Raw genomic sequence first — 22,172 nt, 5'->3', positions numbered from 1 at the left:
GAGACGCCCGCAATGCCTTCGAACAACCGCTGTTCGCGAGCGCACGCGGCTGAGCACGCCTGTTATGATCGCTGGTGGCGTGACGCAGATGCGGGGAAGCAGCCCCGCCAGCAGGATCCGTCGCTCTATATTTCCGGCAGGATGCTATTCCGGCAGGATGCCGCCATGTCGCGAACACTGATCATCGTTGGTCTCAGTTTGGTTGCCATAGGTCTGCTGTGGCCCTGGGTGGCCCGGATCGGCCTTGGCAGGTTGCCTGGTGATATCGTGATCGAGCGCGAGAACTTCAGGCTCTACATTCCCATCACCACGGGAATACTGGTCAGCGTCGTGGTCTCGGCGATCCTATGGCTGATCAACCGTTAGCATTTCGGCGGCAGCGTTTTCGCACTCACACCCCGATCGCCGCCACCAGCACCCTATTCTGCCGCCGTATCGCCGCGCGCAATTCCGGTATCTTCGCCTCATCGCGCTTCACGAACTCGATGAACATCATGTTCATGTTGTTGAAGATCAGCTCGCCCACTGCTGGTCCGTCGATGTCCGGGCGCACAAGGCCGAGTTCCTGCAGGCGGACTATCAGCGCGCTGATCTGCTTGGTCAATTCCCGGTCGAGGGCGGTGTAGGCCTGGCCGAAGGGGCTGTCGGGCAATTGCGTCGAGATCGCCATCGCCTGGCGCCACATCTCCTTGCTCAGATAATTCAGCGAGTGCTCGATATAGATGCCGATCAGTGTGTCCAGCGCATCGCCGACATTGGCGGGCGGGCTGGCGACCACCCCTCGCCCGGCATTCAGCACCTCGTTGACTTCCATCGAGACGATGGCGCCGAGGATGTCGCCCTTGTTCTGGTAGTAATTGTAGATGGTGCCGATCGAGACTTCGGCTTGCGCGGCGATCGCCTCGATCTTGGCGCCTTCATAGCCGGCCTCGCGGAAAAGCTCCGTCGCCGCATCGATGATGCGCCTGTGCCGGTCCGCCTTCTGCCGTTCGCGCAATCCGCTCATATCGGCCTCTCTGCCACAAAATCATAATTGACTCAATTTTAGAATTGGTTCAACTTTTCTTCCAACAAGCCAGCAAGGCAGGGAGAACACTTGATGACCGTCAACGCCCGGACTCCGCTTTCCACCCTGAAATCTCACCTTTCAGCCGCTTGCGCGGCTGCGGCGCTGCTTATCGCGGCGGGCGGCGCCCGGGCTGCCGATCTCAACGCGCTGATCTGGTGCGATCATTCCGATCCGGCGCTGCTGCAGCCCTTTGAGGAAGCCAACAACGTCAAGGTCAACGTCAAGGAGTTCGAAGGCACCGGCGCGGGGCTGGCCATCGTCGACCAGTCGCAGCCCGGCGACTGGGACGTGATGGTGATCGATTCCATCGACGTGCCCCGCGGCGTCGAGAAAGGCCTGTTCGAGCCGCTGCCCGAGGATAAGCTGCCCTTCGCCGACCTCTTCCCCGAAGTGAAGATGGACAAGTCGACCATTGTCGACGGCAAGCGCTACGGCATCACCGAAAAGTTCGGCTACAACACCATCGGCTTCAACAAGACCAAGGTCGACCCGGCCGACATGCAGTCGCTGGCCTCGCTCACCAGCGACAAATACAAGGGCAAGGTTGCGATCTACGACTATTACCTGCCGGTGATCGGCATGGCCGCTCTGGCCATCGGCAAGAAGACCGCCGAGCTCACCGAGGCCGACCTGCCGGCGCTGAAGGCCGAGCTGCTTAAGATGAAGGCCAATGCCAAGCTGGTCGGCGAGGTCACGGCCAGCCAGACGGCGCTCGCCACCGGCGAGGTCGACATATTGGTCGGCGGCGGCGAATGGGTCACGGCGGGGCTCGCCAAGGAGAACCCCGCGCTCGACTTCTCAATCCCGAAGGAGGGTGCTGTGCTGTGGTCGCAGTCGCTCGCCATGTTCAAGGATTCCAAGAACAAGGACATGGCGCTGAAATTCATCCAATACATCCTGAGCCCCGAGGGCCAGGCGCGGCTTGCCACCTCTTCCTGCTATTGGGGCATGCCGTCCAACACCAAGGCGGCGCTCACCGACGATCAGAAGAAGATCCTGCGCTTCGACGAGCAGCCCGGCTTCCTCGCCCGCGCCCAGGCCTATCCGGCGCCGAACGCCGATCTCGACAAGAAGATGCAGGATATGTGGACCGAGATGCTGCAGGCGCAGTAAACCGTCCGATGGCGTTCGCGAGAAACAATTCGCGTGCCCTGCCCTGGGCGCTGGTCACGCCGGCGCTGGCTTGGACATGTGCGTTCTTCGTGCTGCCCTTCATCGCCATGGGGTTTTCCAGCCTCACGGCGCATGAAGGCGGCGGCTTCACTTTAGCCAATTACAGCCAGTTCTTCACCGATCCGTCCTATTGGCGGGCGATGGTGAACTCGCTGGAGGTGACGGCGATCGTCACCGTCATCTCGATCCTGCTTGCCTATCCCTTTGCCTGGATTCTCGCGGAACAAGTGCCGGAACGCTGGCAGCGGCTGGCGCTGATGCTGGCCGTGCTGCCGTTCTGGACCTCCTATGTCGTGCGCTCCTATTCCTGGCTGCTGGTTTTGGCGCAAAACGGCGTCATCAACCGGGCGCTGACCGGCATCGGTCTGATCGGGGAGCCGCTGCAGCTTGCCAATACGCGTTTCGCCACCGTCACCGGCTTCGTGCATTTCTTCGTGATGCTTCTGACGCTGACGATCTTCGCCAATTTGAAGCAGCTCAGCCCGAGCTATCGCAAGGCTGCCGCCGATCTCGGCGCCGGGCCGGTGCGCACCTTCCTGCATGTGGTGCTGCCGCTGACCTTGCCGGGCATCATGGTCGGCGCCTTCCTTACCTTCGTGCTCTGCATCGGCGACTACATCACGCCGCAGATCCTCGGCGGCAACAACGAGTTGGTCATGCCGCAGCTCGTCATGACGCAGATCGGCCGCCGCGGCGATTTCCCGCTGGCTTCCGCGCTGTCGATTATCCTGATGGCCGTCGTCACGATCGCCTATCTCGCCTGCGCGCGCTGGCTGAAGATCGAGCGGGCCTGACGATGCGCGCCGCCGTTCGCCTCGCCGCCTGGGTTTACGCCATCGCGATCTACGGCTTCATCTTCCTGCCGGTGATCGTGCTGGTGCTGTTCTCGCTGCAAGCCACGTCCTTCCCGATCCCGCCCTTCACCGGCCCGTCGCTGCGCTGGTACCAGGCGGTGCTGTCGGATGCGCGGCTCACCTCGGCGCTGGCCAACTCGCTGCTCGTGGCGGTGCTCTCCTCGCTTGCCTCCGTCACGCTCGGCTTCCTCTCCGCCTGGGGGTTTGCGCGCTTCGTGCTGCCGGGCTCGGCCATCCTGCGCGGGCTGATCACGCTGCCGCTCACCGTCAGCTATCTCATCATCGGCATGGGGCTTTTGGTGCTGTTCAACTGGGCCGGCGTGCCGAAGTCGCTTTTGGCCGCCGGCATCGGCCATGTCGTGATCAACCTGCCGCTCTGCTTCGCCATCATCTACAGCCAGATGGGCGATCACCAGATCAACATCGAGCGCGCCGCTCGGGACCTCGGCGCTGCCGAGTGGAAGGTGCTGCTCATGATCACCGTGCCGGTCATGGCGCCGGCGATCTTCGCCGGCTTCTTCCTGTCGATGACCTTCTCCTGGGACGAGTTCGTCATCTCCTTCCTGCTCACCCGCTTCCAGACGACGCTGCCCGTGGAGATCTGGAACCTGCTGCGCTCCGGCCTCAATCCCAAGACCAATGCCGTCGGCTCGCTGGTCTTTGCCGTCTCCATCGTCTTAGTGGTGTTTTTCGAATTGACGCTGTTGCGCAGAAAGCCGGCATGAGCGCGCCTTTGGTCGACATCCGCAATGTCTCGCACCGCTTCGGCCAGCTAGCGGTGCTGAAGAACGTCTCGCTCGCCATCGAACCAGGCAGCTACACGATCCTGCTCGGACCCTCAGGCTCCGGAAAGACGACGCTGCTTTCGATCCTTGGCGGTTTCGTCATGCCCAGCAAAGGCAAGGTGTTCATCCGCGGCGCGGATTGCACCACGGTGCCGCCGGCGAAGCGCCCGACGACCACCGTCTTCCAGGATTATGCGCTGTTTCCGCATATGAGTGTCGGCGGCAATGTCGGCTTCGGGCTGCGCATGCAGGGCGTCGACGGCGCGACCCGGGCGGCCAAGGCGCGCGAGGCGCTTGCCCTCGTCGGGCTGGCGGCCGCCTTCGACAAGAAGCCGCATCAGCTTTCGGGCGGCCAGCGCCAGCGCGTGGCGCTGGCCCGCGCGCTGGTCATCGAGCCGGCGGTGCTTTTGCTCGACGAGCCGCTTGGTGCGCTCGATCTCAAGCTGCGCCGGCAGATGCAGGACGAGTTGAAGGCGATCCAGAAGCGCGTCGGCACCGCCTTCATCCACGTCACGCACGACCAGGAAGAAGCGATGGCGCTGGCCGACCATTGCGTGGTGATGAATGACGGCCGCATCGAGGACGAAGGCCCGCCCGAGCGGGTCTATGCGCGGCCGGCGACGCGCTTTTCCGCCACCTTCATGGGCGAGAGCACGATTCTTGCCGGCGCCGTCACTGAAGCGAAGAACGGGATCGTCACGGCCATGACGGCGGTCGGGCCGATTTCACTGCCCGGTGCATCGCCTGCCGGCGCCACGGTCGCGCTCGCCATCCGACCCGAGCACCTGGCTCTTGGCGAAGCGAAGAGCGATGTCACGCTGGGCATGGCCAAGGTCGGCGATGTCGTCTTCCAGGGCAGTTTCAAGCGCGTGCTGGCCACATCGGCGCTGGATCCTGCACTGCAATTTATCGCGAAGGCGCCCGCTTCCGCTGCCATTCAGGCAGGCGACACGATCCCGGTTTCATGCCAGGCTCAAGACATCATCTTATTAGCGGACTGATCCATGGGCACGCTTCCGGTCATCGAGGCTCCGGACTGGTACGAGACCATCCGCATGAGCGACGACATCACGCTCATCCATGAGCCGTGGATAAAACCGTTCTTCCGCTGCAACATCTGGCATGTGCGCGGGCGCGACCGCGATCTGTTGTTCGACACCGGCCTCGGCCATTTCAGCCTGAAACGCCATGTGCCGCTGGTGAGCGAGCGCAAGCTTACCTGCGTCGCCAGCCACACGCATTTCGACCATATCGGCTGCCACCACGAATTCCCGGAGCGCTGCGTGCATTCGGCCGAAGCGGCAATTCTGGCCGATCCGCGCAACGAATGGACGGTGGCGGACCGCTACGCCAATGAGGAGATGTTCGATGGCGAGCCGGAAGGCTGGGACACGGCACGCTACCGCATCCTGCCCGCGCCGGCCGGCCGGCTGCTCGAGCATGGCGACGTGATCGATCTCGGCGATCGCGCCTTCGAGGCCATCCACACGCCGGGCCACTCGCCTGGCGGCATCGCGCTTTACGAGAAAAGGACCGGCATCCTGCTGTCAGGCGACATCGTCTATGACGGGCCGCTGATCGACGATGTCTACCACTCAGACATCGGCGATTATGTCGAGACGCTGCTTGCCATGCGCGAGCTTGACGTCTCGGTCGTGCATGGCGGTCATTTTCCGAGTTTCGGCAAAGTGCGCTACCGGCAACTCATCGACGAATATGTTGCGGGCAAGCGCAAGGCCGGGTGCCACTTGCAGAGGTGAGGAACACCCACGGCGGACGACACGGCCCAGCCTTCCCAATGGGAACAAGCATCTTTCGACGCTGCCGTGTCACCGTTTTGGATCAGCCCGATCTTTCGGGAGCGTGATCGTATATTTCGGCGGCGTTCCATTGCGGTACTTCTTCCATGGCCTCAGCCGATCCTTCAACCGCACCACCGTCTTCTTGTAGACAGGCGCCGGCAGCCCGGCGAGATGGTAATAATCCTCAAGAATCGTAGTGCCCAGAAGCGCCTTCTCCTGCGGGTAGAAGGAAAAGTGCGCCGCGATCAGATCGCCGAAAACCTTGCCTGGCCGTCCGAGCTTGACGGGCAGGACGGCGGAAAACCACTCTTCTTCGTCTCCCAGCGGGTGAAAAAGGTCGCCCAGTTCAACGATCTCCGACCCGAAAAAGCCGATCGCGTTGATGGAAAAACGCGACGCCTTGACTTCGCGGTCGGGCACCCGGAAATCGCCCAACCGGCCGGTGCGCGCCGCTTCGATCAGCACCGGATGCATCGCGAGCGGGAACGTTGGATGAGACCACGAAAATGGGCACATCGCCTGGCATGTCAGCGGCCCTTCGATCTGAACCGCAGAGAGGTATTTGATGAATGTGTTGCAGATGGCGTTGTTGATGATGAGCGGGGCATACCACAGGGCCGAACCTCGCTCGGTCAGCACCCGTTCCATGTACTTTTCGAAAAAACCGTCCTCGAGAAACACGATGTCATCGTCCAGCCTCAGATAGAAAGCATCCGGATCATCGCAGAAACGGAAAAAACGTCCGATGGCGTCGTTTTTTCCATTGGCCCCGGATAACGTCTTGATTTTTATCCGCGAATCGGCGCTCGCCAATTGCCTGAGATAGGCGCGATCCTGCTCGTTGCGGCAGTTGTCCCACAGATGCCATTCGTGCACACGAGAACTCTTCAGGACATGGTGACTAAGCACGCCAAGATATTTCTCACGTCCGGCCGGGGTAACGACGATCAGCTTCATGGAGAGCCATTCCTGACACGGGACGTTTTGCGCAAATGCCGAACTATCCGTCAGTCGATAACCGGGCGCCGATCTCGCGGCAAGCGTGCCATGCATTCAAACCTTCTGGAGCGAGCAACTTTGGTGTAAGTGCCGCGAGACAGCAAAGCAGCCCACCGAAGCATGAACTCCACCAGCAGATCTCCGCAGCCGACCAGCCACCGCAATCTCGTGATCGTCAGAGCCGGCGACCATTCCCTACATCGTGGTTGGGGCGCGGACGAGCCTGGATGTGACTTCGACCTGATCGTCAGTTACTACGGATCCGATCCATCGGCCTTCGGCTTGCCTTACGAAAGACGAGTGGACCGGAAAGGCGGCAAGTTTGACGGCCTTTTCGCGCTGTTCAGTGAGCAGCCGGACCTGCTCCAGCGCTATCAGTATTTCTGGCTTCCGGACGATGATCTCGAAGCAGATCGAAGAACGATCGAAGCTATATTTGCGAATATGCGCCGGCTCGACCTCGATGTCGGCCAACCCTCTCTGACGCTCGACAGCTATTTTTCGCATCTGCCGTTCATGCGTTGCGACAGCTTCGAGTTCCGCTTCGTGGATAAGATCGAGATTATGGCTCCCTGCATCAGAGCCGACGTGCTGGTCAAGGTGCTGCCGCTCTTCGAACATTCGATGAGCGGCTTCGGCCTTGATTCGGTCTGGACGCGCCTGGGGCCGGACAACCGACGCAAGTCCGCCGTGTTCGATGGTTTATCGATTCGTCACACGCGCCCTGTCGGAAGCGCGCTTGCTCGAACGATGTTGGAAAAGGGCCTTACACCCGAGGCGGAATACGCGCAGTTGAAGGCCAGATTTGGCCTAGATGAATTCTATCCGATCTCCTATGAGGCCGTGGACAGAACAGGGCGCCTTTGGCGATCGAAGACTGCCATAGGCCTGCGCATGGTGCTGCATTACGTCCGACGGCTAAATGCATTTAGACAGGTGTATCGACTGAAGAAAACGCTGTGGCGGCATGTTCGCCGCCAGCATTTCAAGGCGACCGAACTCTCGGCCATCGTGCTCGATCCGCCTCCGGTTCGGAGTGCCGACGGGGCAATGACATGTTGAACGGCGCCGATCTTCTTGTCGTAGGGGCGGGATTCTACGGCGCAACGCTTGCCGAGCGTGTTGCAACCAGGCTGGGCCGCCGTGTGCTGGTGATCGATCGACGCGCACACATAGGCGGCAACGCCTACACCGAGCCCGACGCTGCCACCGGCGTCGAGATCCATCGCTACGGGCCTCACCTGTTCCATACATCCAACAAAGAGGTCTGGGACTATCTGCACGCCTTCACGCAATTCAACTCCTATCGGCACCGTGCGTTTTCGTCATATCGCGATCAGATCTATTCCTTGCCCATCAACCTGGCGACGATCTGCCAGTTCTTCGGCAAACGGCTCAGCCCTGATCAAGCGCGAGCGCTGATTGCCGAGCAATCGTCCGAACTCGGCGACCGGCAACCGGCCAATCTCGAGGAGAAAGCCATCTCCCTTATCGGGCGTCCGCTCTACGAGGCGCTCATCAGAGGCTACACCGCCAAGCAGTGGCAGACCGACCCGCGCGAGCTTCCGCCGCAGATCATCGCGCGTTTGCCAGTGCGCTACACATTCGAGGACGGCTATTTCAATGATCGATATCAGGGACAGCCGCTCGAAGGCTATACGGCAATCTTCCAGAAGATGCTTGCGCACCCGCTGATCGAGACCAGGCTCGGCGTCGATTTCTTCCAGATCAAGGGATCGCTACCCAAAAATATTCCCATCGCCTACACGGGCGCCATCGACCGATATTTCGACTACGCCGAAGGAGATCTCGGATGGCGGACAATCGACATCGAGTTCGAACATATGGACACGCCGGACTATCAAGGCACAGGGATCATGCATTTCGCCGACGAAGCCGTGCCTTACACGCGCATCGTCGAGTTCAGGCATTTCAACCCGGAGCGTGAATTTGAAGGCGACAGGACGCTGATCGGTCGCGAATTCTCGCGTTTTGCTCGTCGCAGCGACGAACCTTACTATCCTATCGACACCCGCGCCGACCAACGTATCTACGAGCGCTACCTGGCGCGCGCACGTCGCGAACAAAACACTCATTTTGGCGGCCGGCTCGGAACATACCGCTATCTCGACATGCACCAGGCAATCGGCGCCGCGCTCAAGGCATTCGAGACCGTCTTCGTGCCGTATCTCGAAGGTCGATCGGAGACGGTGTCGATGAGGGGCCGGCCTTCATGAGCGAAGTCGGCCAAACTCTTAACAACTAAAGCGCGACCCCGAAAAGTGGGAACCGGTTTTCGGAGAAGATCATGCTCCAACAAAGCGTTGGATCAGGATGGCGATATCTAGGCTAAGGCCGCGGCAGGGGTGGCAATCTGGCTGCGGAACCACTCAAAGGTCCGTCGAATACCGTCCTGATAGTCTGTAACGGCTTCCCAACCTGGAAGAATACGCTTGGCCAATCTCAAGTCAGGGCAACGATTTGTCGGATCTTGAGGAACCGGTTCATGATGGACGATCGAGCTGCCGGGAACCAGCGAGCAGACGAATTTCGCGATATCCAAGACCGAAACCTCGCAATTGTTGCCGATATTGAGCGGGCCACGATGTGAAATGTTGTCGCGCCAGAAGAAACGCTCCAATCCGTCGACGATGTCATCGACATAACCCCAACTGCGCGATTGCAGGCCATCACCATAGACTGTCAGTACTCCAGTCGTCAGCGCCTGGCTTATGAAGTTCGAAATCGCACGCCCGTCATCTATACGTGTGCGGGGTCCGTATACGTTGAAGAGCCGCACCACTCTCACGTCGAGACCTTGCGTGCGTTGGGTCTCGAACAACAGCGCTTCCGTGCAACGCTTGCTTTCATCATAGGAGGACCTGGGGCCCGTACAGTCCACCGAGCCTCGGTAACTCTCCGGCTGTGGGGAGATCTGCGGATCCCCATATACCTCCGACGTGGATGAAAAACAGAAGCGGCCGCCGGGCTTGAGCAAACGCAGAAGGTTGAAAGCACCGCCGACATTGGCACGGATGGTGCGAGCCGGATCGCTCATGTACCAGCACGGCGAAGCGGGCGACGCGAGGTGAATAATCTCGTCGAACCGTTGCGAGGTCGTGAAGACCTCTGCATCCCCGATCTCGATGCTCAATCGCGGATCGTTAACATGCGCAAGGTTCTGGCGCGAGCCGGTCCATAAGTTGTCAACCACCACAAGGCAATCGAGATCCGTGCGCTGCAAGAGACGATCGGCCAGATGCGAGCCTATGAAGCCACTGCCTCCGGCGACCAACACCGCGCGACGATCCTTACGACTTATTCCATGCATCATCACGCCGATTTTGTTATCGGAGCGCGCTCGCCCCGAGGTTGAATCGAAAAGACCCATAGAGCCTGGCGAATTGCTAGGCAATCCAGCGAGCGCGTTTTCGCTACCCCGCAGATCTGGCAAATGCGTGCGGAACCGAGCCAGATGGAACTTCCCACGCGATTTCACGAAAGATGGAGTTAGCCGCAGTCATCGCGACCGCGTGCCGTTGATGCCGCATGTCTGGTGAATGTCATCCCCGCGCGGACTAATGCGTTTCATGGGAACGGCAAACCGCTCAGCTCTTGGCGCTGATGCAATTACGAACGGAAACCGCTTCGCACGTTTTGCGGAATGCCTTAAAGCGCCCTTTGCGGGCAAGGCGTTCCCGTGGCGTCGCCGCAACGGGAAGTCGTCGGCTGCGGCCGCTGGCTCATCTCTTCCGAATGACGCACGAGTTCAGCGAACATCAGCGCGAAACTTCCCATCATCAGGAAGACTATGATCAGACGCGTTACCGGCAATAGACAGGTCTCTCGACTGGCCAGCCCCCGCCAACCCATCCACTGTCGGCTAACATGATCGATCCGGCTTTACGAGTGTTTAAGCCCCCTCTTAACCATAGCGGCCATCACATTCATGTCGCGCCTGTCACGAAGCGCGATTATACGGCGTGACCCGCCAGCCCGCGCAGCACCCTTCACAGATGTGGGCGGCGCATGCTACGCCGTCGCCGGCGCGGCCCCGCAGATGGTCGCCCTCCGGGAGCCATGAGCAAAGCCGCCAGCCGTTTCGCCTTCGTCTCTTCCGACACCGACGACGCCCGCGCCGCGCTGGAAAGTCTGTCGGCGCGCTATGGGCGGGTGCCTGTCGCCGAGGCCGAGATCATCATCGCGCTCGGTGGCGACGGCTTTCTTCTGCAGACGCTGCGCGAGACGATGAGCACGGGCAAGAAGGTCTACGGCATGAACCGTGGCACCATCGGCTTCCTGATGAACGAATATCGCGCCGGCGGGCTCGAGGAACGCATCGCCAACGCCGTTGCCGAGACGATCCGCCCGCTCGAAATGGTCGCTGTAACCCATGACGGCGAGTCCGTTTCGGCACCGGCCATCAACGAGGTGGCTTTGTGGCGCCAATCCTACCAGACGGCGAAGATCCGCATCACCGTCGACGGCCAGGTGCGGCTGGAGGAGCTGAACTGCGACGGCGTGATGATCGCGACGCCCGCCGGCTCCACCGCCTACAATCTGTCTGCGCATGGACCGATCCTGCCGCTCGATGCGCCGCTGCTGGCGCTGACGCCGGTCAGTCCCTTCCGGCCGCGCCGCTGGCGCGGCGCGCTGCTGTCCAACAAGGCGACGGTGCGCTTCGACATACTGGAAGCCGAAAAGCGCCCGGTGAATGCCGCCGCCGACCACACCGAGGTCAAGGCCGTGGCTTCCGTCACCGTGCGGGAATCGCCGACGGCGACGGCAACTTTGCTGTTCGATCCCAACCATTCCTGGAACGAACGTATCCTGGCCGAGCAGTTCCGCTACTGAGCCGCCGCAACGATGTTGGTTCGATCAATGCATGTCGCCCAAAAGAGCGCAGCCGTTTAGGAGTACGACATGCATCAAGCAAAGATCTGAAGCGCATAGCCTCAATCCGTTTCGATGCGGCGCGCTTTAAGCATCGCAATTAAGGTTACGACTTCACAATTGCCGGATTCCCGGCTGTTTCTGTTGACAAATCGCGGACTTGCGCCTAACTGCAGGCCAATCTTGCAGGCGCGTGGCGCCTGCCGTGACGGGCACCGTTGCGATTTCCCGAACCAGCCAAAGACATCAAACACTTGTCATCAGACACCACGATCGCTCAAGAAGCGTTGACGTTCACAGATCTAGGCCTTTCGCCCAAGGTCCTCTCCGCAGTCACCGATGCCGGCTACACCGAGCCGACTCCGATCCAGGCCGGCGCCATCCCGCACGCGCTGCTCGGCAAGGACGTACTGGGCATTGCCCAGACCGGCACCGGCAAGACCGCTTCCTTCGTGCTGCCGATGCTGACGCGCCTGGAAAAGGGCCGCGCCCGTGCCCGCATGCCGCGCACGCTGATCCTCGAACCGACGCGCGAACTCGCCGCTCAGGTCGAGGAGAACTTCGTCAAGTACGGCAAGAACCACAAGCTCAACATCGCGCTTCTGATCGGCGGCGTCTCCTTCGACGAGCAGGACAAGAAGCTCGAGCGCGGCGCCGATGTGCTGATCGCCACGCCCGGCCGCCTGCTCGACCACCGCGAGCGCGGCAAGCTCTTGCTCAACGGCGTCGAAATCCTCGTCATCGACGAAGCCGACCGCATGCTCGACATGGGTTTCATTCCCGATATCGAGCGCATCTGCGAGATGATCCCGTTCACGCGCCAGACGCTGTTCTTTTCGGCGACCATGCCGCCGGAGATCACGAAGCTCACCGAAAAATTCCTGCACGCGCCGGTGCGCGTCGAAGTCTCGAAGGCGGCGTCGGCTGCGACCAACATCGTCCAGCGGCTGGTGAAGTCCGGCACGAAGCCGTGGGAGAAGCGCGAGACGCTGCGCAACCTGATCAAGGCCGAAGACGCCGACCTGAAGAACGCCATCATCTTCTGCAACCGCAAGGTCGAGGTGTCGGAGCTCTTCCGCTCGCTGCTGAAACATGATTTCGATGCAGGCGCCCTGCATGGCGATATGGACCAGCGCGCCCGCATGCAGATGCTTGCCAATTTCCGCGACGGCAAGCTGCGCTACCTCGTTGCCTCCGACGTCGCCGCGCGCGGTCTCGACATTCCCGACGTCAGCCACGTCTTCAACTACGACGTGCCGATCCATGCCGAGGACTATGTCCACCGCATCGGCCGCACCGGCCGGGCCGGACGTTCCGGCAAATCCTTCACCATTGCCACCCGCTCGGACACCAAATATGTAGATGCCATCGAGAGGCTTATCGGCACGAAGATCGAATGGCATGACGGCGACCTGTCGACCGTGACCGAAAGCGAGGGCGAGGAGCAGCCGCGCCGTGGCCGCGGCGCACCGCGTAGGGCCGGCCGCAAGGACGAGGGCCGCAAGGACCGGCGCGAGCCCAAGAAGGAGCGTCACACCAAGCGCGAGGAGACGCCCGATGTCGCGCGCGAGGAGCAGCCTGTCGCTGAAGTGGCAGACATTGCCGAACGACGCGCCCGAAAGGACGCTATCCGTTCCGAGAACGACCGCAAGGGCTCGGGAAACCGTCACGAGCAGCGCGCCGATACCCGGCCGCAGCGCGACCGCCCCGCCCGCCACCGTCAGGAGGAAGACGACGCAACCGTCGGCTTCGGCGACGACGTGCCGGCCTTCATGCGGATCGTCGCGAAAGTCTGAGTTCCAGCCCGGTCGACGCGGACATGAAAACGGCCCCGAGCGGGGCCGTTTCTTTTTGCTGTCCTTCGCTCGCCCTGCCCTACATCGGTCCCGGCATCATCTTGGTCGGCTTTTCCAGCATCGGAAAATCGGCCTTGGTGCAGTTCACGTTCGGGTTCGTCGGGCTGAACATGCCGTTCGGGTTGTCCCTGAACAGCCAGGCATGCAGGTCGTAGTGGACGAACTCCCTCGGAATGAGCGGATAATGCCCTTCCATCGGCCCCATGAATTTCTGGCCGAACAGCGTCGGCACCTCCTTGGTGTCCGGCGCAAGCGGCACCAGCCATTCCACGCCGACCAGCTTCAAACCTTTCTTGGTCGGCTCGTAGATCAGGACATTGGGCTTCATCGGGTCGAGCGGCTTGCCGACGCTCGGGACGTTGACGAAATGGATGCCCATGGCGCCCTTCGGATAATACATCGCGCCGGCTGTCTTCTCGCCGGCGTAATGGACGCAGCCGACAGTCGACAGATAGAGATCGCGAACGGCGGCAGTGTAGTCCTCATATTTGGCGAGCGATTTCTTCAGAGCTTCGATGTCGGCCTTGTTGGCATCCTCGGCCTGCGCCGAGGCGGCTCCAAGCCATGCGCCCAAAAGGCCAGTCATAGCGAGGACGCCGCAGCGCCCAAGGCGAGCTGTTCTTGTCATGCATTCCTCCCAGATTCCCTTGATCTGGCCGTGCAAGACCGGGGCGGCAGATGCTGATTGCGCGGCCGGTTGACCACCCCATCCCCTCTTGAACAGCAGGATGGTAGTCCTTTCCCTGGTTCTGGAAAAGCATCAATTAGAAAATTAGAATAAGCTTATATCCTTCAGCCGATCTGCCTTTGGACTCGCCCAACGAAAACGGCCCCGTGCGGGGCCGTTCTGCTTTGATAGATTACGCTATCGGGGTTTCTCTCAGGTGAGCGGCGACAGCTGGATTTCGACGCGCCGGTTCTGTTCGCGGCCTTGGGCTGTCGCGTTGGATGCGATCGGGCGCGTCTTGCCGAATCCGGTAACGGCGAAGCGGCGCTGATCGACGCCCTGGCCGGCAAGATAATTGGCGACGGCAAGCGCGCGCCGCTGCGACAGGTCGAAATTGTGCTGGTCGCCGCCGGTCGAATCGGTATGGCCGAAGACGTCCACTGTGGTCTGGCGGAACTTCTTCAGCACCAGAGCGACCGAGTTCAGCACCGGATAGAAGCCCGGCTTCACCGCGTCCTGGTCGACATTGAAGGTGATGTCGGACGGCATGTTGAGGATGATCTGGTCGCCGCTGCGGGTGACGCTGACGCCGGTGCCCTGCAACTGACGGCGGAGCTCGGCCTCGTTCTGGTCCATGGTCGCGCCGATCGCGCCGCCGGCGAGAGCGCCGATGCCGGCGCCGATCAAGGCATTGCGGCGGTCATTGCCGCCGGCGAGCAGACCAAGGCTGGCGCCTGCCAGCGCGCCAAGGCCGGCACCGGCCGCCGTGTTGGAAATCTTCTGGTCGCCGGTATACGGATCGGTGGTGGTGCAGGCACTCACCAGCACAGCCGTCGCCACGACGACGAGCACGGTCTTCTTCATAAGATTGGTCCCTCTCCAATTCGCGGCCCTCGCGGCCACGCCAAATCAGCCCTTCCGCAGCCTTGTAGCATGAAATGCGGCGAAAAACGGAACGGCAATGCGGCCGCAAAGCCCGGTCGCCGTTCCCGCATCGCCTCTACCACAAATTCTTGCCGTCGATGACAACCACCTCGACCTTGTCCAGGTCGAAATCGTCGAACAGGCGCGAGTTGACGCTGATCTTCGGATTGTCGAAATCCGGCTTCCCGGTCGACCAGTCAGGCGTTTCAGTGAAGGTACCGCAACCGCAATTGGCGCAGAAACCATGCTTCACGGTCTTCGAGCCCCAGCGATAGAACGAGACGTTCTCCGGCGGGCTTGTGAGCTTGAATTGCGACGGCACATAATAGGCCCATAGCGACCCGCGCTTCGAGCAGAACGAGCATGTGCATTGCGTCACCGTCCGCGGCGCCTCGGCAACCTCGAAGGTTGTCGCCTTGCAGTGGCAGCTTGCCCTGATGGTCATGAACTCACCTCTCCCGTTGTCCGCCGCCAAGCCGGATTCCCCTGGCAGCAGGGCAACATAAAGAAGCGGTCCTGACAACTGTCTGTCAGCAGCTTCGGCAGACGTGCCGGCGCTCGAAGCTTTCCCGCACCTCGCATTTGGCTCGCGAAGGCTGGTGCGTTCCACCGCTTTCACGGAAACGGTGGAACGCACTATCTCTCTGTTTTTATGCAATTCCGGACGGAAGGTTACGGCGAAGGCGCCGAACTTAACCGCTCACACTTTTCTCGGAATTGCTCCTAATAAGAGGGCGGCGGCACGAACAGGCAGATGGTCTTGCCGGCGTCGAGCCCGGCCTGATGCGCGCACCAGTGGTACTCGCCGTCGGGCGAATTCTTGATCCGCTTGTCGCTATAGGCCACCACCTCGCCTGTGCCCTTTATGACATAGCCTTCAGGCCGCTCGCTGATGGACGACTGCGGCACTTCCTTGCAGTCGAAATTGGCGCAGCAGGCAAAGGGGTATTTCCAGCCTTGCGGCATGGCCGCCGTGGGTAGGGCGTCGTGCGCGGTGGCCGGCGGCGCCAGCACCGAGATGGCTCCAACAGCGAAGAGGGAGAACAAAAGTCGGCCGGCCGGTCGAACGGCTTTGGCCGATCTTGATATGGCAGCAGACATCGAAACGTTCCTTTCGAGCATCAAGCGTTTTCGCTTGCCCGTTCCCGGAACGTGTTCTTCCCAGTGGCCGGATCGTCAGTCGCAGTTATGCCGCGTCCGGCCATAAATGCTTCTATCCCACAGCCCGAATGCTGAGCTGATTCCATAGCCAGCGCAAGAAGTGGACGCGCCGTCGCGGCGCGCCGGGCTTCAAGCTTCGGCGACGGAAAGGTGCGCAGACTTGGCTGGCAAGAACCAGACGACAGGCCTGCGCCCAGGGTGCCTAAGAACGAAGTTCCGCTGACGGAGGTTCCGGCCTTCAGCCGTCGGCATGTTCACGATATTGCGGCAGATCGTCTGTAATCGTGAACCACGGCGCCTTTGAACCGACGAAGATATGTGCGCTCGGGCGAATGCCTGGATCGTCCATCAACGTCCCCATGGCGACATGGACGTAGGCGCCATCACGCACCAATGAATAGACGAGCGAACCACATCGGCCGCAATGGGCGTCATGGCCGCTCTCGTCGCCGAAGATCAGCAGCCTGTCGTCGCCGGCGGTGAGACGAAACTTGCCGCGCTCGATGCCGGCGAAGGGTTTGAACGCCGATCCGGTCGTGCGCCGGCAGTTGGAGCAGTGGCAATTGGCGGCGTAAACGAATTCGTCCGCCACTTCATAATGGACGGCGCCGCAGAAGCATTTCCCGGCAAGTTTGCGCGTCACCAGCTTCCTCCGTCGTGCAGTGCCGGGAATCCTAGTCGAGGTCCGCCACCGCTTCGCCGGCACCGCCCTCGATGCGATGCGAGAGCGAGGCTTCCATGAACTCGTCGAGGTCGCCATCGAGCACGCTCGACGGCGAGGTGCTTTCGACGCCAGTGCGCAGGTCCTTCACGAGCTGATAGGGCTGCAGCACGTAAGAGCGGATCTGGTGGCCCCAGCCGATGTCGCTCTTCGACGCTTCCGTGGCGTTGGCGACCGCCTCGCGCTTCTTCAGCTCTTCCTCGTAGAGGCGCGAGCGCAGCATTTCCCAGGCCTTGGCACGGTTCTTGTGCTGCGAGCGCTCGGCCTGACAGGCGACCGCGATGCCGGTCGCCAGATGGGTGATGCGCACCGCCGAGTCGGTGGTGTTGACGTGCTGGCCGCCCGAACCCGATGAACGATAAGTATCGATGCGCACATCGGATTCGGAAACATTGATCTCGATCGAGTCATCGATGACCGGATAGACCCAGACGCTGGCGAAGGATGTGTGGCGCCGCGCGTTGCTGTCGTAAGGCGAAATGCGCACTAGGCGATGGACGCCGGACTCCGTCTTCAGCCAGCCATAGGCGTTGTGGCCCTTGATCAGCACGGTGGCGGACTTGATGCCCGCCTCTTCGCCGTCATGGACTTCCAGCACCTCGACCTTGAAACGGCGGCGCTCGGCCCAGCGCGTGTACATGCGCAGGAGCATCGAGGCCCAGTCCTGGCTCTCGGTGCCGCCGGCGCCGGCATGGATTTCGAGATAGGTGTCGTTGGCGTCGGCTTCGCCGGAGAGCAGCGTCTCGACCTGGCGAGCCTTGGCCTCGCCCTGCATCGAACGCAGCGCTGCCTCCGCCTCGGCGATAATACCCTCGTCGCCCTCTTCCTCGCCGAGCTCGATCAGGCCGATATTGTCTTCCAGCGCCTGTGTCATTCCCTTGACGGCAGCGATACCGTCCTCGAGTTCCTGGCGCTCCCGCATCAGCTTCTGCGCTTCTGTCGGATCATTCCAGAGGCTGGAATCCTCGGCGCGCGAATTCAGGTAATCAAGCCGCTTTACAGCCTGATCCCAGTCAAAGATGCCTCCTCAGCAGGGTTATCGCCTGCCTGATCTCGTCGACAATGTTTTGCGTTTCCGCGCGCATGGCGTTTCGTTCGGTCCTGTTCTTTTCGGTCTTTTCGGAATAGGCGCGATACATAGGCACGGCATCGCCGCCTGTAAAGCGAAATGGGCCGGCGGTTTCTCGCCGGCCCATTTCAGAAATGCGCGAGGTCAGTAGAGGCCGCCGCCGCCATCCTGGATGGCCTGGTTGGCCTGGGGCGACAGCGCTCCGCCCGAGCCGTTCGAGCCGTCTGCACCCATGCCGATCACCCAATAGCTGTCGGCCGGTCCGGTGCCGGGCTTGAACGCCTCGACGATGGTGTTGGGATCGCCTTCGGCGGCGCGCATGCCGGTCTTGCGGTTGATGGCGATCAGCTTCATGCCGTCCGGGACCTGGAAGTCGGTGTTCGGCTTGCCGTCGAGCGCGACGCGCATGAAGTCCTTGAAGATCGGCGCAGCGAGACCACCGCCGGTGGCGCCATGGCCGAGGCCGCGCGGCGTGTCGTAGCCCATATAAAGGCCGACGACGAGGTTGGGCGTGTAGCCGATGAACCAGGCGTCCTTCTCGTCATTGGTCGTGCCGGTCTTGCCGGCGATGTGGCGGCCCAGTTCACCGATGGTGGCGCCGGTGCCGCGCTGCACCACGCCTTCCATCATCGAGGTGATCTGGTAGGCGGTCATCGGGTCGAGCACCTGTTCGGAATTGTCGACCAGCTCAGGCTCGGGCTGGTCCTTCCATTCGGTGGCGTTACAGCCTTCGCAGCCGCGCTCGTCCTGCTTGAACACCGTCTTGCCGTAACGGTCCTGGATGCGGTCGATGAGCGAGGGTTTGATCGATTTGCCGCCATTGGCCATGATCGAATAGGCCGACACCATGCGCATGACGGTCGTCTCGCCGGAGCCCAGCGCCATCGGCAGATAGGGCGCCAGATGATCGTAGACGCCGAAGCGCTCGGCATATTCCACGACCAGCTTCATGCCCATGTCGTTGGCAAGCCGCACGGTCATCAGGTTGCGCGACTTCTCGATGCCGGAGCGCAGGGTGGCCGGGCCCGCGACCGTGCCGTCATAGTTCTTCGGCGTCCAGGTGGTGTTGCCGCTCTGGATGGTGATGGGGCCGTCCATGATCACCGAGGCGGGGGTGTAGCCATTGTCGAGCGCAGCCGAATAGACGATCGGCTTGAACGAGGAGCCGGGCTGGCGCATCGCCTGGGTTGCGCGGTTGAACTCGGACTGCGCGTAGGAGAAGCCACCGACCATGGCGAGCACGCGGCCGGTATGCGGATCCATGGCGACGAGGCCGCCCTCCACCTCCGGCACCTGGCGCAGCATGTAGGTGTTGTCGGAGCCTTCGTTCTTCTGCACGTAGATCACGTCGCCGGGCTCCAGCACCTCCGCCGGGGACTTCGCCCTGACGGACTTGCCGTTGACGAAGTGGCGCATGGCGAAGCCCATGTCCTCCTTGCTGACGGTACCCTGGACACGGTCGTTGACGAGGTCGCCGGAAGCCTGTCGCGCCGGCTGAAGGCCGATGGCGAGACCAGTCGCCGAACTGTCGAGCACGACGGCCAGCGTCCATTCCGGCACGTCCTCGAGACCCTTTACATTGCCGAGCGGCACGCCCCAGTCGCCGGAGATGTCGATATGCTTCACCGGACCGCGATAGCCGCGCAGCATGTCGTATTTGAGCAGGCCGTTCTGCATCGCCTTGCGCGCGATGAGCTGGATTTTCGGATCGAGCGTCGTGCGCACCGACAGGCCGCCCTCGTAAAGCGCGTTCTCGCCGTAGCGCGCGATGATCTGGCGGCGGACCTCCTCGGTGAAGTACTCGCCGGCGAACAGGTATGAGCCGTTGCGGCGCGGCGTCACGCCGAGCGGTTCGGCCTTGGCCTTGTCGCCCTCCTCACGGGTGACGTAGCCGTTCGCGACCATCTGGTCGATGACCCAGTTGCGGCGTTCCAGGGCGCGGTCGGCGTGCTTGAAGGGATGATAGTTGTTCGGGCCCTTCGGCAACGAGGCGAGATAGGCGGCTTCCGCGACTGTCAACTCGTTGACCGACTTGTCGAAATAGGTAAGCGCAGCACCCGCAACGCCGTAGGCGCCGAAGCCGAAGAAAATTTCGTTGAGGTAGAGCTCGAGGATGCGGTCTTTCGAATAGGCCTGCTCGATGCGGAAGGCCAGGATCATCTCCTTGATCTTGCGCTCATAGGTCTGGTCGGCGGTGAGCAGGAAGTTCTTCGCCACCTGCTGGGTGATCGTCGAGGCGCCGACCTGGCGCCTGCCTGAGCCGAAGTTCTGCAGGTTGACGACAATCGCGCGGCCGAGGCCGGTGATGTCGATGCCGGGATGGTTGTAAAAATTCTTGTCCTCGGCCGACATGAAGGCGGCCTTGACGCGGTCAGGGATGGCCTGGATCGGCAGATAGAGACGCCGTTCGCGCGCATATTCGGCCATCAGCGAACCGTCGGAGGCGTGGATACGCGTCGTCACCGGCGGTTCGTATTTGGCCAAAACCTCGTAGTCGGGCAGGTCCTTGGTCAGATGGCTGACATAGATGGCAAGACCGGCCGCCACCAGCAGCGCCAGCGTCGTGCCGATGCCAAAGAAATAGCCGATGAGACGAATCATGCCCGCTCCAGTCCGAGGTTCGGGAATTTCCTAAACGAAGCCGACAGTCGCGCAAGCTTCCCGGGGCGGTCCCAATCCGCAATCGAAAAACCCATGTCGCGGCCATGTGGACAAAATACGGCAGCGCGAAATTTGAGGACTCGGTTGCCGAATAATAACGCCTGGTGTTGTTGTCATGCAACGCTGCTTGTGGTTGCAGACATCCGGCGGTTGCGGGCGGATGCGGCAGGCTCAGCCGCCCGTCGCGGTACCGGCCTTGGCGGCGGCAAACAGGCCAACCGCGTTGGTTATGCTTTGCGCCGCCTTGCCGCGCCAGTCGGCGTTGAGCAGCTGCGCCTCGTCCTTGACGTTGGAAAGATAACCGAGCTCGACCAGGACGGACGGCACGTCGGGGGCCTTGAGCACTCTGAAGCCGGCCGAACGCTGCGGATTGTTGATGAGGCCGACGCTGGTCGACAACTGACCGACGAGCGTATGGGCGAAACTCATCGAGAAACTATGGGTTTCGCGGCGGATCAGATCGATCAGGATATCGGTGACTTCTTTGTTGTCGTCCTCGATCTTCATTCCGGCGAACTGGTCGGAGAGATTCTCGCGATCGGCGAGCGCCTGCGCCTCCGGATCGGAGGCCTTGTCCGAGAGCGTGTAGACCGTGGCGCCGCGAAGCCCTTTGACGGCGATCGTGTCGGCATGGATGGAGATCAAAAGATCGGCCTCGTGCTGGCGCGCGATGCGCACGCGTTCGTCCAGCGCCAGGTACAGGTCGTTGTCGCGTGTCATGTAGACATCGTATTTGCCGACCGCCGCCAGCTTGTCGCGCAGTTCCTTGGCAAAGGCGAGCGTGACGTCCTTCTCGACCGTGCCGGCCGAGCTTTCTGCGCCACCATCGACGCCGCCATGGCCCGGATCGATAACCACCGTGAAGCGATGGCCGGGCGCCGAGATCGGTCCGGTGCCGACCCGCTCGCCCTTTTCGGTGGAAACCGTCGAACCGGTTGTCAGCGACTGGTTGGCGAGCGCCGCGTCGAACTCGCGTTCCGAGGCGGCCGACATGTCGATGGCGATGCGATAGCCGCTGCCATCGTCATTCTTGAGCACGTCGAGCTTGTCGACGGCGAAAGGTCCCTTGCCGGTGAGGATCAGGCGCGAACCGTGCCCCTGATCGCCGTAGCGGACGGCCCGCACAAGCCCGCGCGGCTTTACATCCTTGGCGTCGAGGGCGAATCGTGTGCGCGGCAGGTCGATGACCAGGCGATTGGGGCCGCGCAGCAGGAACCATTTGACGTCCGGCTCGCGGTCGAAATTCACGACTATGCGCATCTTTGTGGCGTCGCCGGCCATCTTGTAGCCGGTCGCGCCAAGCAGGGTGTCGGCGTGCGCGGCGGCGAAACAGGACAGGACGGTCAGCAGCAAGGCAGTCCAGGCCAAGCGCAGGAAACACCCGGCGATCCTACCCCTCTTGTCCGCGGTGCCCGCCGGTCCCATCTCTTATCCGTCGCTCCCGGTTCGACGCATTGCGCCCAGCCTTCCCGCAGAGTGCCTGTCAGGCCACCAATTCAATTAACGATTGGTATTCAGAGAAGGTTAACCAAGCCTTT

21 protein-coding genes are annotated in these 22,172 nt (G+C 61.7%); 10 read left to right on the top strand and 11 right to left on the bottom strand.

Annotated elements, in window-relative coordinates; translation table 11 throughout:
* Nucleotides 1-12 precede the first annotated feature (12 nt).
* Nucleotides 13-366 (top strand): DUF2905 domain-containing protein, encoded by a 354-nt coding sequence (locus LB565_RS29945; protein ID WP_318012123.1) that lies wholly within the window; start codon nt 13-15, stop codon nt 364-366.
* Between the two features lie 25 nt (nt 367-391).
* Here the strand turns inward: LB565_RS29945 and LB565_RS06200 are convergent, their stop codons facing one another.
* Entirely contained in the window at nt 392-1,006 is a 615-nt protein-coding gene (locus LB565_RS06200) for a TetR/AcrR family transcriptional regulator (RefSeq protein WP_224582262.1), read from the bottom strand.
* A 93-nt stretch (nt 1,007-1,099) separates the two neighbouring features.
* Between LB565_RS06200 and LB565_RS06195 the strand changes: the two genes are divergently transcribed.
* The 5 genes from LB565_RS06195 to LB565_RS06175 are packed head-to-tail and all read left to right on the top strand — an operon-like array spanning nt 1,100 to nt 5,641.
* Entirely contained in the window at nt 1,100-2,182 is a 1,083-nt protein-coding gene (locus tag LB565_RS06195; protein WP_224582261.1) for a spermidine/putrescine ABC transporter substrate-binding protein, read from the top strand.
* Nucleotides 2,183-2,190: 8 nt separating this feature from the next.
* Entirely contained in the window at nt 2,191-3,036 is an 846-nt protein-coding gene (locus LB565_RS06190; protein ID WP_224582260.1) for an ABC transporter permease, read from the top strand.
* A 2-nt stretch (nt 3,037-3,038) separates the two neighbouring features.
* On the top strand, nt 3,039-3,821 hold the full coding sequence (locus LB565_RS06185) for an ABC transporter permease (protein ID WP_224582259.1): 783 nt from the start codon (nt 3,039-3,041) through the stop codon (nt 3,819-3,821).
* Complete coding sequence (locus tag LB565_RS06180) at nt 3,818-4,882, top strand: ABC transporter ATP-binding protein (RefSeq protein WP_224582258.1); 1,065 nt, start codon at nt 3,818-3,820, stop codon at nt 4,880-4,882. The genes LB565_RS06185 and LB565_RS06180 overlap by 4 nt, the downstream gene beginning before the upstream one ends.
* A gap of 3 nt (nt 4,883-4,885) precedes the next feature.
* Nucleotides 4,886-5,641: an MBL fold metallo-hydrolase gene (locus tag LB565_RS06175; RefSeq protein WP_224582257.1), complete on the top strand. Its 756-nt coding sequence runs from the start codon at nt 4,886-4,888 to the stop codon at nt 5,639-5,641.
* A gap of 69 nt (nt 5,642-5,710) precedes the next feature.
* On the opposite strand, the gene LB565_RS06170 is transcribed toward LB565_RS06175, so the two are convergent.
* Complete coding sequence (locus LB565_RS06170; protein WP_224582256.1) at nt 5,711-6,640, bottom strand: hypothetical protein; 930 nt, start codon at nt 6,638-6,640, stop codon at nt 5,711-5,713.
* A 162-nt stretch (nt 6,641-6,802) separates the two neighbouring features.
* Between LB565_RS06170 and LB565_RS06165 the strand changes: the two genes are divergently transcribed.
* Both LB565_RS06165 and glf read left to right on the top strand, forming a co-directional pair.
* Entirely contained in the window at nt 6,803-7,744 is a 942-nt protein-coding gene (locus LB565_RS06165) for a hypothetical protein (RefSeq protein ID WP_224582255.1), read from the top strand.
* A complete protein-coding gene (glf, locus tag LB565_RS06160) occupies nt 7,738-8,919 on the top strand; it encodes a UDP-galactopyranose mutase (RefSeq protein WP_224582254.1) in 1,182 nt (393 codons plus the stop codon). The genes LB565_RS06165 and glf overlap by 7 nt, the downstream gene beginning before the upstream one ends.
* A gap of 107 nt (nt 8,920-9,026) precedes the next feature.
* On the opposite strand, the gene LB565_RS06155 is transcribed toward glf, so the two are convergent.
* Nucleotides 9,027-10,013: an NAD-dependent epimerase/dehydratase family protein gene (locus tag LB565_RS06155; RefSeq protein WP_224582286.1), complete on the bottom strand. Its 987-nt coding sequence runs from the start codon at nt 10,011-10,013 to the stop codon at nt 9,027-9,029.
* 749 nt (nt 10,014-10,762) lie between these two features.
* Between LB565_RS06155 and LB565_RS06150 the strand changes: the two genes are divergently transcribed.
* Both LB565_RS06150 and LB565_RS06145 read left to right on the top strand, forming a co-directional pair.
* On the top strand, nt 10,763-11,536 hold the full coding sequence (locus LB565_RS06150; RefSeq protein WP_224582253.1) for an NAD kinase: 774 nt from the start codon (nt 10,763-10,765) through the stop codon (nt 11,534-11,536).
* A 293-nt stretch (nt 11,537-11,829) separates the two neighbouring features.
* On the top strand, nt 11,830-13,371 hold the full coding sequence (locus tag LB565_RS06145) for a DEAD/DEAH box helicase (RefSeq protein WP_224582252.1): 1,542 nt from the start codon (nt 11,830-11,832) through the stop codon (nt 13,369-13,371).
* 79 nt (nt 13,372-13,450) lie between these two features.
* On the opposite strand, the gene LB565_RS06140 is transcribed toward LB565_RS06145, so the two are convergent.
* From LB565_RS06140 to LB565_RS06105, 8 genes are all read right to left on the bottom strand, one after another.
* Nucleotides 13,451-14,059 (bottom strand): hypothetical protein, encoded by a 609-nt coding sequence (locus tag LB565_RS06140; protein WP_224582251.1) that lies wholly within the window; start codon nt 14,057-14,059, stop codon nt 13,451-13,453.
* Between the two features lie 252 nt (nt 14,060-14,311).
* Nucleotides 14,312-14,962: an OmpA family protein gene (locus LB565_RS06135; RefSeq protein WP_040983098.1), complete on the bottom strand. Its 651-nt coding sequence runs from the start codon at nt 14,960-14,962 to the stop codon at nt 14,312-14,314.
* Nucleotides 14,963-15,098: 136 nt separating this feature from the next.
* A complete protein-coding gene (locus LB565_RS06130) occupies nt 15,099-15,467 on the bottom strand; it encodes a GFA family protein (RefSeq protein ID WP_224582250.1) in 369 nt (122 codons plus the stop codon).
* A 278-nt stretch (nt 15,468-15,745) separates the two neighbouring features.
* The gene (locus tag LB565_RS06125; RefSeq protein ID WP_224582249.1) at nt 15,746-16,123 is read right to left on the bottom strand and encodes a hypothetical protein; all 378 of its coding nucleotides are present in this window, start codon (nt 16,121-16,123) and stop codon (nt 15,746-15,748) included.
* 298 nt (nt 16,124-16,421) lie between these two features.
* Nucleotides 16,422-16,826 (bottom strand): GFA family protein, encoded by a 405-nt coding sequence (locus LB565_RS06120; protein ID WP_224582248.1) that lies wholly within the window; start codon nt 16,824-16,826, stop codon nt 16,422-16,424.
* 31 nt (nt 16,827-16,857) lie between these two features.
* A protein-coding gene (prfB, locus tag LB565_RS06115) for a peptide chain release factor 2 (protein WP_224582285.1) occupies nt 16,858-17,989 on the bottom strand; the annotation gives its coding sequence in 2 pieces (ribosomal slippage) (nt 16,858-17,922 and nt 17,924-17,989; 1,131 coding nt in all).
* A gap of 128 nt (nt 17,990-18,117) precedes the next feature.
* A complete protein-coding gene (locus LB565_RS06110) occupies nt 18,118-20,574 on the bottom strand; it encodes a penicillin-binding protein 1A (RefSeq protein WP_224582247.1) in 2,457 nt (818 codons plus the stop codon).
* A 231-nt stretch (nt 20,575-20,805) separates the two neighbouring features.
* Nucleotides 20,806-22,059: an N-acetylmuramoyl-L-alanine amidase gene (locus LB565_RS06105; protein WP_224582246.1), complete on the bottom strand. Its 1,254-nt coding sequence runs from the start codon at nt 22,057-22,059 to the stop codon at nt 20,806-20,808.
* Between the last annotated feature and the right edge of the window lie 113 nt (nt 22,060-22,172).

This window comes from Mesorhizobium sp. CA14, assembly GCF_020165195.1.
GTDB lineage: Bacteria > Pseudomonadota > Alphaproteobacteria > Rhizobiales > Rhizobiaceae > Mesorhizobium.
Note: the sequence above shows the minus strand (reverse complement) of the source record. Positions and strands in the feature narration are given on the sequence as shown.

Bases quoted from the DNA above. Each gene is read 5' to 3' on its own strand.
- LB565_RS29945 (WP_318012123.1), top strand. From the start codon at position 13: ATGCCTTCGAACAACCGCTGTTCGCGAGCGCACGCGGCTGAGCACGCC.
- LB565_RS06200 (WP_224582262.1), bottom strand. From the start codon at position 1,006: ATGAGCGGATTGCGCGAACGGCAGAAGGCGGACCGGCACAGGCGCATC.
- LB565_RS06195 (WP_224582261.1), top strand. From the start codon at position 1,100: ATGACCGTCAACGCCCGGACTCCGCTTTCCACCCTGAAATCTCACCTT.
- LB565_RS06190 (WP_224582260.1), top strand. From the start codon at position 2,191: ATGGCGTTCGCGAGAAACAATTCGCGTGCCCTGCCCTGGGCGCTGGTC.
- LB565_RS06185 (WP_224582259.1), top strand. From the start codon at position 3,039: ATGCGCGCCGCCGTTCGCCTCGCCGCCTGGGTTTACGCCATCGCGATC.
- LB565_RS06180 (WP_224582258.1), top strand. From the start codon at position 3,818: ATGAGCGCGCCTTTGGTCGACATCCGCAATGTCTCGCACCGCTTCGGC.
- LB565_RS06175 (WP_224582257.1), top strand. From the start codon at position 4,886: ATGGGCACGCTTCCGGTCATCGAGGCTCCGGACTGGTACGAGACCATC.
- LB565_RS06170 (WP_224582256.1), bottom strand. From the start codon at position 6,640: ATGAAGCTGATCGTCGTTACCCCGGCCGGACGTGAGAAATATCTTGGC.
- LB565_RS06165 (WP_224582255.1), top strand. From the start codon at position 6,803: ATGAACTCCACCAGCAGATCTCCGCAGCCGACCAGCCACCGCAATCTC.
- glf (WP_224582254.1), top strand. From the start codon at position 7,738: ATGTTGAACGGCGCCGATCTTCTTGTCGTAGGGGCGGGATTCTACGGC.
- LB565_RS06155 (WP_224582286.1), bottom strand. From the start codon at position 10,013: ATGCATGGAATAAGTCGTAAGGATCGTCGCGCGGTGTTGGTCGCCGGA.
- LB565_RS06150 (WP_224582253.1), top strand. From the start codon at position 10,763: ATGAGCAAAGCCGCCAGCCGTTTCGCCTTCGTCTCTTCCGACACCGAC.
- LB565_RS06140 (WP_224582251.1), bottom strand. From the start codon at position 14,059: ATGACAAGAACAGCTCGCCTTGGGCGCTGCGGCGTCCTCGCTATGACT.
- LB565_RS06135 (WP_040983098.1), bottom strand. From the start codon at position 14,962: ATGAAGAAGACCGTGCTCGTCGTCGTGGCGACGGCTGTGCTGGTGAGT.
- LB565_RS06130 (WP_224582250.1), bottom strand. From the start codon at position 15,467: ATGACCATCAGGGCAAGCTGCCACTGCAAGGCGACAACCTTCGAGGTT.
- LB565_RS06125 (WP_224582249.1), bottom strand. From the start codon at position 16,123: ATGTCTGCTGCCATATCAAGATCGGCCAAAGCCGTTCGACCGGCCGGC.
- LB565_RS06110 (WP_224582247.1), bottom strand. From the start codon at position 20,574: ATGATTCGTCTCATCGGCTATTTCTTTGGCATCGGCACGACGCTGGCG.
- LB565_RS06105 (WP_224582246.1), bottom strand. From the start codon at position 22,059: ATGGGACCGGCGGGCACCGCGGACAAGAGGGGTAGGATCGCCGGGTGT.